This is a genomic window from Pseudomonas sp. LAMO17WK12:I10 (genome assembly GCF_900215185.1).
Lineage (GTDB): Bacteria > Pseudomonadota > Gammaproteobacteria > Pseudomonadales > Pseudomonadaceae > Aquipseudomonas > Aquipseudomonas chlororaphis.
Genome location: NZ_OBDX01000026.1, coordinates 1 through 12,384, shown reverse-complemented (window position 1 = coordinate 12,384; position 12,384 = coordinate 1). Strand labels below are relative to the sequence as shown.

Here is a 12,384-nt window from a genome sequence, read left to right as displayed (position 1 = left end):
CTTCGCTCGAAGCATGTTGGTTCATATGGGTGTGGGGTTTTGTGGTGAGTTGGGTCGGCTTATATTAATCACTTATCGCTATAAGGATAATATTTCTGATGTATCAGTTAACTGAGCCACTCGAGGAGCCCACACAGTTCTGGGCTGATACCAATATCGATCAGCTTCTTCGGCAGCTGGAGCGCATTGATTTATTGTTGCAGTCGTGGGCAGGGCAGGTGTTGCAACAGCAGAACAATCCTGCCCTGGACACGTTTATTCTTACAGCCGAAGAGCTCGAAGCGAGAATAATCGCTCCGCAGGGAGTTCCGCATTGGTGCACACCGTGCAAACCCTGGGAGAGCAGTGCATCAACGACTAGTACTAAAAGTTACCAATGTTATTTGCTGGATAAGCTAGCGGCGCGATTTGATTTAACCGAATTCGAAAAAGATGTGCTGTTGTTGGGGTTGTTGCCGTACTTTGATAGTCGCTATTTTATTTTGTTCGCAGCTCTGCATGGAACACCACAGAAAAAGTGGCTAAGCTTTGAGCTGGCGCTAACCTTATTCTGCTCCTCTCCTCAGGAGAAGATTGTCCAAGAGGTAAGCTTTCTACCCCAGTCACCGTTGTTGGGTTTCCAGTTGCTCAATCTCGGAAAAAAAGGTGAGCAGCAAGGAGAGGGCTGGAATCAAACTTTGTTTCAAACCGATATTGGCGTGTATCACTACTTGACCGGGCAGCGGCATCTGCCGGCGTTATTAATGAACTGTACCGAATGGTTGTCTCCGGAAACCTCCCACATCCGGACTGTCCCGCCAGCTATTATGGCTGCTCTGCAAGCGCAGACGCTTTCCGGCAGTGATGAGATTCAGCCCGTGTTGATGGTGCGCGGCGCCACGGATACTGGACGCGCGATGGCCATTACCGCCGCAGCCCTGGCTGTGGGCCGTGAAACATTACAACTTGATATGGCGCGCTTGCCGGAAAATGACAAGGATGCGCAATACCTCCTCACGCAAGTCTTGCGTGAGACCCGTATGCACGCTGCCTGCCTGGTGGTTCGCTCTCTCGATAACTTGACCGAGGAACGTAAAAGTTTGCTAACGGGGTTTGCTCAACTGCTGAATCAACCAGGCTTGCTGGTCGTCTGTTTGTGCGACGTGCATGGGCCCATGATCTGGCTGTCCCTTGTACAGCAAGTCGTGGTGGACATGCCGGTGCTTGAGCTGGCGGAAAAAGAAGCCTTGTTACGCGGTTATCTGGATCCGCTCACGGCTACCGGTCTTAATGTGAAAGCATTCTGTGAGCGGCAACATTTCACACCGCACACCCTGCCACAGGTGCTCAAGGAAGCAGCGCATTACCGAATGCTGCGCGATCCGGATTCGCCACTCAGTGACGCTGACCTACGAAAAGCCTTTCGTCTGCGCTCACAACAAAACTTCGGCAAATTGGCACGGCGCAGTGAGCCCAAACGTACTTTTGATGATCTTATCGTCGGTGAAGAGTTACACCAGCAGTTGACCGAAATTCTGGTCGCCACCAAACACCGCAGTTTCGTGCTGGAACAGGGTTTCGGCGCCAAGGTTGGTTATGGTACCGGGATCAGCGCGCTATTTTATGGTGATTCTGGCACCGGTAAAACCATGGCCGCCGAGGTGATTGCTGGACAACTGGGGGTTGACTTGATCCAGATCGACCTCGCCACGGTGGTGAGTAAGTACATCGGGGAAACCGAAAAGAACCTCTCGCTCATTTTCGATCGGGCTGAAGCGGATGCTGGGGTACTGTTTTTTGATGAGGCCGACGCCTTGTTTGGTAAACGCAGTGCTGTCAAGGATGCCAAGGACCGTCACGCCAATATTGAAGTGTCTTATCTCCTGCAGCGATTGGAAAGTTACCCGGGCCTGGTAATCCTCGCGACGAACAACCGCAGTCATCTGGACGACGCCTTTAGCCGCCGTTTTACCTTCATCACCCGCTTCGCTTTCCCCGATGTTTCACAGCGTGAGCGGATGTGGCGAAGCATCTGGCCAGGAAAAATCAGCATCGCCGAGGAGGTCGATTTCAAGCAACTGGCGATGCGCACTGAGTTGACTGGAGCCAATATCCGGAACATTGCGTTACTGGCGACCTGGCTGGCAACCGATGAGTGCACTCCGTGCGTTTGCAATCAGCACATCGAGCGGGCGATGAAACGAGAACTGGCCAAAATCGGCCGACTGGCACCATAGACGGGAGATCTAGTCATGCCTGCACAGACTGATTCAAACATGATTGTAATAGAGGTCAATAAGGCCTTGCAGACGGCATTAACCGGCTATCTGTATTCCGACGTTACGGTTCGTTTTGACTTGCCAGATCCGGAAAATCTGCCTCCTGAACCCGTAGTCAGTGTGTTTCTTTATGACATCTATGAAGATCTGGAACTGAAAATGGGCGAATCAAGGGCTTACATCGGCGGTGTGTTGCAGCCGGCCAAGGTGAACGTATGCTGCAATTATCTGATTACCTATTGGGACAGCAGTCAGGCGGTCAGCAATGACAGTCCCAGTGGCGCGCCGGATAACCAGGCCATGCTGGTGATGAATCAGGTGTTGAACGCATTAATCAATAACCGACAACTACCCAGCATTCCCGGTGCCTATACCCGGGTCATCCCCCCCAAGGATGAGGGTTTGTTCAGTTTGGGGAGCTTTTGGCAGTCCTTGGGCAACAGACCGCGGTTATTGCTTAATTATGCAGTGACTGTTCCTGTGTCCTTGACCAACAAAAATGATGTCATCGCAGCAGTTGAAAGTACCGAGATTGATCTTGAGCAAAAGCCTCGTTAACGATTGCGAATGGCGAGGCAGGAGGCAGGCGACGATCGCCGGGTTGAGTGTCCAGAATCGATAAGGTGGATGTGATGCCAAGTTATATGCCTATCAAAAAAGGTGCCAGTGCCGAGCGGCAGGGACGCTCACTTTCTCAGCGCCCCGATGTTCATACTGAAAGCAACGAAGATGCTCCCGCGGATGACAGTGAAGCGGCCACTGCCAAGTTGTCCAGTGCGTTGAAGTCACTGTTGTCGTATCGGAAAAAGAATACCTCGGCATTAAAGGCAGCGCCTAAGTATCAAGGGGCGGGTGATAAGTTTGAGGAGGCGTTCAATGAAAGTATTTATCAGGGCGGGGTTCAGAGTGATGTGCTTGCTAGAGGTTTTGACGAGTTTCATGGTGACGACAGACAAGAGTTTTTAGAGGCCTTGAATTATGCAATAGATATTTTGAATATTGCGATTGCTCAGCTTCGGACAGCTGAACCAGGTGGGCGCGTGGAGCAAGACACTAGTAAAGTTTTTGGTGTCGAAGAGAAAGGCCTCAACGATATTTTGGATTTTTGTGATTTTGCCCGCCAACTGGAAAAAGACGATTTAACCTTAAGGGGCGCGCTGATCGACTTTGCAGGCAAGCGCCGAAACCAGATACTTCACTCAAGTAATGTGGAAGCTCGTGCCTCGGTACAAGTTGACGATCCACATAGACGACTGCATGTCGGCTTGGGTTTTTTTGAGGATCAGGTTACTTGCCAGCGTGCGCTGACATTTATCCATGAAGTGTACATCAAGAGTTGGATGCGAAGGACTACTGGTATAATGCCGGACTTCAATATGAAGAAGTAAATTCGCGCTACTACAGAAAAAAATGGATCTTGATCGTGTGATTGAGGCTCAGCGCCAAATTGTCAGCGGACTAACGGTTGAGCAATTAGCGGACGTCGAGGGCTTTGCAAATGACTTGACTTCGGATACCCTTGGTGTCGAGCTAGGCGGTGATAATGCTATTCGTCTATTTCATAGTGATCTCTCCGAAAAAATGTTTGCTTATATCAATAATGCCGACAGCATTGCATGTTTGGCGCCAATTATTGCTGGCCCGGATCTTGTCACTCACTCCAATAGAGGGATATATAAAAAAGGAAATTGTTAGCGCTTTCGAGAGGTTACCACATCAGGTTTACCTTCAGGAGTAATGAGAGATGCACGGTGAATACAAGTCTGAGCCTAGGTCTAAGGGGGGGGGGCACAAGGTCATAATCGAGGACCTTTATGAGGACCTTGAAGATAATAATAACTTGGGGATCGATTCCTCTGAGTTATTAATTGATGCTGGGACTCCTGAGTCTCCAGAGGGCTCGGGCTCGGGCACTGGACCGCGAGAACCCCCTCGGCAAGCATGGGAAGAATTATCTCGTAGTGATGAGGGCGGCGGCGGGGCGTCCTATGGGGTGTTGGGCGGTCGTTCAGTAATGCTGCCGAGCACAAACAGGGCGGCGGCAGCCAAGCCTGCCTCTGTAGAGGACTTGACCGACTTGTCTGCCGGCATGGCAAGTGATGACTTTATCCTGGAGGAAGATACCTGGTATGACGCGCTTGAAGAGCAGGACACCTCGCCCCCCGATGTCGCCAAACAGCTGCTGACTCACCTGTTGACGCGCGCCACGCTCCTTACGTCGAAACACTTACTGGAAAGGGCGACAGCGGTTACTGATATTTGGCAACAAGTGAGCGGGATTTACACCGATAAGCAACTCACGGCCTTTGCCAAGGTAGAACGGCTGGCCCAGCTATTACGCCAACAGCAGCACATAGTCCCAAGTGACTGGCGTGAAGTAATCAGGCAGGTACTTGAGGGGTTCGAACTGATTCACGAGCTGCAACGGATATCGCTCGGCGATGAGGCGAAGACGGTTGAGCGGGTTAAACGGGGTATCGTTCAGTTACAGCGTCTACTGGATCAACCCTTGGTTAAACGTACGCTCCCCCAGTCCGTGCAGCAAACCCTCAGCGCTTCCCTGCCCCCCATCCTCCAGACCATCGCTTCATTGCAGGCCTTTGCGGCCCTGCCTGAGAGCGCGCCTTTCGAAGATTATCTGGACGTGGTCAAGCGAGTTCTGACGGACCGTCAAATGGGCGGTGACCTGGCGCCACGGGTACTCATCGAGAGCATTACGCGAGTGGAACAACTCTTCTTGCAGGTAAAGGACGTACTGACAAGCGTCAGCACCGGCGTTCACGAGGTGGGTGAGCTGCAAGCGAGTTTTCTGGGGCTGGATGCTTCCTTTGATCTAAAAATGGCCTGGTTATCTCAAGTCATGGATACGCCTTCGCTCCTGGCGGTGCTCAGGCGGCAGCTTTCCCCGGAAACCCTGACCTTGCTGCAGCAGATCCTGCCCTGGTTGCGGCAGTTGAACAGTTACCCGGCCGACAGCGCGCTTGGCCAGCAGGCGGCCTGGTTGCTGCAGCAACTCAACGATCCTGCTGCTCAAGCTTTGATCCAGCAGTCCCCCCTGCAACCGGTCATTGAACAAATCAAGCAACAGTTCGCTGGTGACAGCACCTCGCTGGCCTTGTTCCAGGCCTTGCTTCAGCTGACAGACCCCAATCAATCGGTCAGGCAAAAGCTGCAGCGACTGATTGCCCCCCTGGTCAGTCGGCAATCACTAGGGCAAGCGATCAGAGGCGCAATCAGCTACGGCACCGGCTATGGCCCTGTGCTGGATGTGTGGGACTGGTATTGGCGGCAGCCGAGCGGGTTGAGTTGGGAAGAGACCCTTAACCGTTTTATTGAAGAACTTCAGGCGCATCCGGAGCACCTTACCCAGTTGTTACCGCCATCGCTGCAGAGTGCCGCCAAGACCGTGGGCTGGCTCCGTCAATTCCCCCGGGGAGGCAGCTGGCAAAAAACGTTGCAGTGGGCCGCCAAGAGTGCCCAGGAAGTTCCGCAATTACAGTGGCTGTACAACCGCTTTATCGAACTGAGCCTGGCGAAGGCGGTGTATGGCGCCTTGCAGCATACGGAGCGATCGGTCCAGGAAGAGGCCTTGGGGCAAGTGGCTCAGGATTTGGGGCAATACTGGCCCGGCCTGGCCGAGACTGGTGGAGGGCTGCTCACCGCGATGATCCCGTTGCTTCCAGGTCTACTAGGGATCAGTCGGGACATCTACTGTCTCCCACCGGCAGATTCCTGGCTGGAGTGGATAAACCACGTGATGAGAATTATCCAGAAGACGGACAGCCCGGCGTTGCAACAGCTGGGGCAACAACTGGAAAGCATGATTGCGAACCGGTTTGTCGAGGGGCTCAGCGCTGGGCTGGACAGTGCCAGCGAAGCTGCCAGCAATGCCTGGAGCTCCATTGGAACCGCGGTTCAGAGTTCGACCGAAGCCATGAGCGCTGCTGGAAGCAGCATCACCGCAATCACGAGTAAAGTCAGTGAGGCTATAGCTAACATCAAAGATCCACTGGTGTTTCCGGGAGCTGAGGCCACGCCGATTTCAATTACATCGGGCCACATTATGCAAGCGCTAAACAGTGGCGATGCTGAAAAAGCATGGGAACTGTACGCGAGTGCATCCGAAGCTAATCAGAAATCCTTGCATGAAGATCCTGGAATAGCTGATTTCATAGAGGGCAGGAAGATATCGGCTGAGCCCGATGTCGAATTGTCAACAGCGATGCAAGAAACACCTGAGAGGCGTGAACATCCAGTAGTTGTCTCGAAACTATTAGAAGGACCTCAGATCGAAGCCGCTGGAGGTGCTAATACTAGTGTTGAAGAGAGTGAGAAATTTGAGCTGTTGGATATTGAAGCTCTTTTGAGCGAAAAGGGCTCCTTTATAGGCACGGGATTGAAAGTGGCCAGCGGTCTGGGACTTGCCCTGCTGGTTGGGGCAGCCTATCTGACATGGAAAGTCCGTCGGGCCGCTATTGCAAAATCTGCTGTTGATTCTGCCAGCGAAAGGAAAGGGGAAGGGGAGGGGTTAGTCCGTGATCTTAAACCTGATGTTGAGCAAGCCCTCGAGACTGAGACAACGCCTGCCTTGTCGGATAAAGACAGCAGTGGGGGAAGCAACCTCAATGAGGTAAGGGTTCAGAACTCGAAAATCAATACTTTGAATCGCTATAAAGTTCCATTGCTTATGGGAATGGGGGGAGGGGGATTGCTTGCAGCGGCAGCCATTTATTTCTACTCCGCGTCTAAAGCCATCTCTGAAGACCCCGCACTTACTGCAGACCTCGGGTTCACTCCGGAAGAAATGGATATCATTCTTAATGTTGATAGTCTTGTCCATAATGAAAGCTCTCTTTCTGAACTTCATAGACAAAAAAGGGCGGTGGAAGTGGAGGAGGAGGAGGAGGAGGAGGAGGAATGGAAAACAAGAAACCCTGACGGCAGCAAGATTCATGAGTACTATACGAATCTTAATAATCCAAACGGATACGTGATGTTTGATATGGCGGTTTTGGCGAGAGGGATTCTCCGGCATTCTAGGCTTAGTGGTAATCATATTAGTTATGGCAAGTTTTTAATACTAATGGATAGATACCTGGATGCGCAGTTGGCAAAGCATTATAAGGACTTTTCATTCGAAAGTCGTGTTCCGGGAATACTGATTGAAAAAGCTAAAGTCGGGGAGCTATTAGCATCCAGTAACGATCCTGATGTAGTGAATTTTCTTAAAAACAATACGAGTCAAGTATGGGAGGAATTGAAGATTGATGCGGACGTGGTACTGGCGAGTTTGTATTCTGAAACGTTAAATTCGACATCTTCTGATACCGAGCTTTTCTATAAAGTACTTAACCGCATGCATCCGATGGCGAATATCGGGCAAGTCGTTACCCCTGCTGAGGGTGATAATGTTATTATTAAGGAGTGTGTGGAATATATCTCTAGAATGAATGATCGATTCCAGAGGCGATTATACAGACTTGTGGACTTTTCCAAAAATACAGACCTGAAGCCGCAGTTTACTGCGGACATGCAAGCAAGAACAGAGCATATAGAAATGTCGTGGCGTCAAATGCTCATAAAGCACGAAGCCCGTGATGCGTACACGCCTGAACAAGAAAAAGAATTAAGGGTTTTGGAGGTGGCCAAGCTTTATAATTCGGAGCTGATGGCTGGGCGAAGAAGGTTGATTGAAGTTTCAAGTCTGCTTAATTTAAGGGGCCTTAAGAGCGTAGAAACGAAGAATGACTATCGAGACATTTTGTTTGCGCAAAGTAGGGCGCGTGCGTTACTCCATAAAAAAAATGGTACGCAGGCGCCCCGAAACAAGTCGGTCTTTGACAAACCTCCAACCGCCCAAGACCAGGCGTTTATCGCTCTGGCGGAGGCTGTCATATACGCAATCATTGCAAACAAAGACAAGCAACGTCGAGATCCAAGCTATCCCTATCGACTGTTAAATTATCTAGAGCTAGACTATCTCGAAACGCTCAATCCGCTGCAGCTAATGAACGACTATACAGAGGCGAAAACGCGGTTATCTGCCGAACTTTTTGTAGACGAAGGCGATAGGCCTGAGGGCTTTAAAACACTTACTGATGTTAAACGTCGAAATGATATTGCTGAGAGTGATAGGGGTTGCAGGAGTAGATGGGTATATAACCCTATGATAAGGGGATACCGAGAGTTTACCCAGTGTGATAACACAATAGATCAAGCATATAATAAACAGTTTTCAGACTATCGATCTAAGTTCAGTGACTATCAATCAAAAGTATTTGCCAATGCTGCACTGCTAATAACCGGATTGCCTGCAAAGTATTTGGCGCATCCGGTTAAAAAAGTTCGCAACTATCATGTTGTAGGAGACCTTCGGCGCGGGAGGTATCAGCTTCCTGGTACATTGACATTTATCCAGCTTTTTGATAATTCGGTTGTTGTTGTTTCGACATTGTGTGGCGAGTTGTCCATTAGGTGTGTTAATTACCTCATTTCTGGGCCATTGTACAACGAGATACTGGAAAAACCGCTTGATTATGGACGAAGTAATAATTATCAGATTGACCACTATCTTGAGAGTTTTGAGTTTTTCTTTGAGTATGGCCTTGGTGCACCATCAGTGGTTAAGAGTGCTATTGATAAATCCCCGGTTCTTATGCGCAATTATTATCTTTCGACTAATAAGGAGAGCGATCTTTCTGGCTTCTCTGATGGCAATAAGCTATCAGTTGTTGTGGCAGCTGCAGCCAAGTTTGGCTTGGACAATATTTCGAAGGTACTTCGTGATTCTTATGAGGATTTAACTGAGGCGGAGCAGTTATTGTTCATGCTTCCGGCGGTGCGTCAACTGCATCGCAAAATTAACGACGAAAGTTACAGTATGGACTGGCCGAGGTTGGTTCTAGAATTTGTAGATTTGATCATGATGGTGGTTTCTGTTGGGGTAGGCTCAGCCGCAAGTATTAAAAAGTTGGGTACCAGGATTCAGGCCTCCATTGCAAAGTATCAAGCTCAGGGACTTCGCTCCATTGGCTTGTGGCGGGCGGTTATGAAGGAGGTGCCTGAATTGTTTGGCAGAGCTGCCGGCAGCATAGCGAAAACCCTGGCGGAGGAGATGATTGAGCTTGTTCAACCTTTTCCCATTACGGGACTCTTGCGCTCCATTAATTCAGGTATCCAGCAGGGCGCTCTGGGACCGCATGCGGTAGCGGCGATGTCATACAAGTTCACAGGTGACTTCATTTCAAACACTGAGAACCTAACATCTGGGCGACTAAATTCCAATTGGGCTGTAAGCGATATCAATACGTCCACAGCGAAGAGTGGAGCTATTGATACGCGATTTAATAATACTTATTGCATCGACGGTAAGTATTATATTGAACAAAATGGAAAGACCTATTCAATTATCTGGGACAGCACCAATGATACGTGGCGGTTGGTCAATCCTGAGCACCCCGGACGTTTTGCCTATGCAGCACCGGTTAAACTCATTGGTGGGGAATGGCGTACTCATCTGAATTTGGCGGCCAAAGGGGGGGGGCGAGACAGGCTGACTGTTCTCTTGTCGGGCACAACAAAATATATAAAAAATCAGCTCGAATCCGCCGCTAGCCAATTATCTAAGGGCGATCACTCCAAGGCCCTCGCTTATGTTAAAAAAGCGTGGGGAGAAGCCAAGCAAAGTAATGATATTGAGACGCGCGATAGCATTATGAAGAAGGCAGAGGAGATACTGTCTAACTACTTTGGTATCGGGATAGAGGTTCCAAGTATTAAGGACCTACAAAGCCGCTTTGACAAAAAGGCTAACGAAGTCCCGCTCACCGAAATTGATAATGTCGCCAATTTTATTGAATCAACACATTTATTGTTAGAGGATTTCGACCCAACAAGAATTTCACGCAATGATTTTGGGCTTTTGGTGAGAATGCATGAGGCGGTGACTACCCTGCCTACGCAGGAGATAGATACCAACTATAGAAATCGTGAACCCATTGCTAGCGGCAGTATATGCAAGGTTTATGAATATAATCAAGACTATGTCGTTAAAGATTACACTTCCGTAGTGACCGCCGAACGTCAAGGGCGAATGCTAAAGGCTCGTAATAATGAGGCAGCGTTCAGGCGTTTATATGGAGAAGACACGGCCACTGTATGGGTTTTTCCGACAAAGAACCCTCTCGAAACCCAAGTATCAATCAAGTTGAAACGTATTCCTGGCGAAGCACTGGATGCGCTGATAGCCAAGGATGATCCATCCGTTATCGCGGAACTGACTCGGGAGGCAGACTTTGACAAAGTTATTAATGAGTTGGTTGATACGCTAGTAAATAATGGCATAGTGCATAACGATCTCAATCTTGGCAATATCATGTATGACTCTAAAACAAAAACATTTAAATTGATTGATTTTGATGATGCTGATATTAAGCCTGTTGGAGAGAAATTAACTGATACACAGGCAACAACGATGCGAAATAAGTTGAAATATGTGTTTGGTGATTTTGATAGGCAAATCCGCGACCGCCTGAGATCCGAGCAGACTCGTCTGGGCGCACCCTCGACGCTGTTGAACCACGCTCAATTGGAAGAGCTTGCGACGGAACGGAAGAGATATCTCACTCAAGTTGAGGCGCTTAAGAGGAGAAAACCTAATGACTTTAATAGAGGTAAGCTTGGGTATGAGACCATTGAAATAGATGGGGTCGATAAGGATCTTTCAGAGTTGGAGCTGACAAAGTTTTTTAACAATCCTCCGCGCTCGCTAAATGCCGAACAGCGAGGGGTGATGAGTGGTCTCATTGAAAGCGCCCGCGGGAAAAGAATTATTCAGACCTCGATTTCGGTAGCGGCCAAGTATCGTGAAGCATTGAAGTTAGGTAGTACGCAGATGATAATGGCCCCCCAAGGATTTTTATTAACAGCAGCGGACGCTACTGAAGTGGGGCGGTGTATGCCCTTGGTATTAAGTCTTGCAGTAGCACTTAAGAACGAAAACGCCAAAACGTTTTTCGACAACCTTTATCGCGCTGCTGCGCAGACAGGGGCGTCGCAAATGATTCCGGCGTTGGATGTACTGCATGGAACAAGCATACAGGCACACCTCAAGCCCATAAAGTTTGCCGCTGACAGCGAAGGTACTGTCAATGCGATTGTCGATACTGTGGATGGAGCCACTGGGACCAAGCTGTTTAGCATGGACTCGCAGAACCATGCCATGATGGTGGGTGTGACTGTGGACACCCAGGCAGTAAAGACCTTTCACTTTTACGACCCCAATATCGGCCTTTCCAGCTACTCATCAGCGAACGATCTGAAAAAAGCGATGCGGCAGACTGTCGGCACGAAAGAGATGGGCGATCAGTATGTCGCCTATGGCTCGGGTGAGCCAAAATATAGACTGTCTGAAATTAATACTGGGGCGTTAGAGAATGTAGATTTACAGCTTCAAGGCAGTGCAGCCGGGGTAAAGCTAACGGTACGTGAGTTGTCCGACCGGCATTTGGCCCGGCGGTAAGAGGGTGTAGGCGAAATTCCAGTGCTGGCCGTTGTCGGTTACCACTGTGACGTTCTTACGGTTGAACTTCATGACGGTACCGGACAGGCGTTCACCATTGGTGAATCGAAGCTTACCCGTGCTCCCGGATGGAACTGCATCATCTATTTATGAGCCTCGTCCCGGTACTCACCCTCAAGGGCGGCAACATTAAACTGGGTATGCCGGCAATTTCACGGTCAAGGCTGCCAAGCACAGCATGTTGGGCGGCGCGAGTCTCGATACAGAGCTACCGAAGTTCAAGGTGGGGGAGACGAGTTGATTGCTACAGGGTGTTCTCATTTTGAGGTGATTTGAGTCGTTCGATACCCTTAACCATTTGGGGGCGGGATGAGGCTCTACTGGCTGCGCGATGATCAATGGGAGCGCATTAAGGATCTACTACCGGGAAAAGCCAGCGACCGAGGTGTCACTGCCCGCAATAACCGCCTATTTGTTGAAGCCGTATTGTGGGTGGCCCGAACCGGCTCCCCTTGGCGTGATCTGCCCGATAGCTATGGTCACTGGCACCGAGTCTACGTCCGCTATGACCGATGGTCACGCAAAGGTGTCTGGCTGGCACTGATG

General features: G+C 49.9%; 6 protein-coding genes. All 6 read left to right on the top strand.

Annotation, left to right across the window (positions count from 1 at the left end):
• Nucleotides 1-98: 98 nt before the first annotated feature.
• Nucleotides 99-2,216: an AAA family ATPase gene (locus tag CRO75_RS24365; protein ID WP_097138742.1), complete on the top strand. Its 2,118-nt coding sequence runs from the start codon at nucleotides 99-101 to the stop codon at nucleotides 2,214-2,216.
• Nucleotides 2,217-2,231: 15 nt separating this feature from the next.
• Nucleotides 2,232-2,816: a Pvc16 family protein gene (locus tag CRO75_RS24360; protein ID WP_204856412.1), complete on the top strand. Its 585-nt coding sequence runs from the start codon at nucleotides 2,232-2,234 to the stop codon at nucleotides 2,814-2,816.
• Nucleotides 2,817-2,890: 74 nt separating this feature from the next.
• Complete coding sequence (locus CRO75_RS24355) at nucleotides 2,891-3,646, top strand: hypothetical protein (protein ID WP_143504041.1); 756 nt, start codon at nucleotides 2,891-2,893, stop codon at nucleotides 3,644-3,646.
• A gap of 22 nt (nucleotides 3,647-3,668) precedes the next feature.
• Nucleotides 3,669-3,953 (top strand): hypothetical protein, encoded by a 285-nt coding sequence (locus CRO75_RS32645; RefSeq protein WP_143504037.1) that lies wholly within the window; start codon nucleotides 3,669-3,671, stop codon nucleotides 3,951-3,953.
• 49 nt (nucleotides 3,954-4,002) lie between these two features.
• A complete protein-coding gene (locus tag CRO75_RS24350) occupies nucleotides 4,003-11,778 on the top strand; it encodes a phosphotransferase (protein ID WP_097138737.1) in 7,776 nt (2,591 codons plus the stop codon).
• Nucleotides 11,779-12,147: 369 nt separating this feature from the next.
• A partial coding sequence (locus CRO75_RS24340; protein WP_143504032.1) for a transposase occupies nucleotides 12,148-12,384 on the top strand: 237 nt, incomplete at its 3' end.

Bases quoted from the DNA above. Each gene is read 5' to 3' on its own strand.
- CRO75_RS24365 (WP_097138742.1), top strand. From the start codon at position 99: ATGTATCAGTTAACTGAGCCACTCGAGGAGCCCACACAGTTCTGGGCT.
- CRO75_RS24360 (WP_204856412.1), top strand. From the start codon at position 2,232: ATGCCTGCACAGACTGATTCAAACATGATTGTAATAGAGGTCAATAAG.
- CRO75_RS24355 (WP_143504041.1), top strand. From the start codon at position 2,891: ATGCCAAGTTATATGCCTATCAAAAAAGGTGCCAGTGCCGAGCGGCAG.
- CRO75_RS32645 (WP_143504037.1), top strand. From the start codon at position 3,669: ATGGATCTTGATCGTGTGATTGAGGCTCAGCGCCAAATTGTCAGCGGA.
- CRO75_RS24350 (WP_097138737.1), top strand. From the start codon at position 4,003: ATGCACGGTGAATACAAGTCTGAGCCTAGGTCTAAGGGGGGGGGGCAC.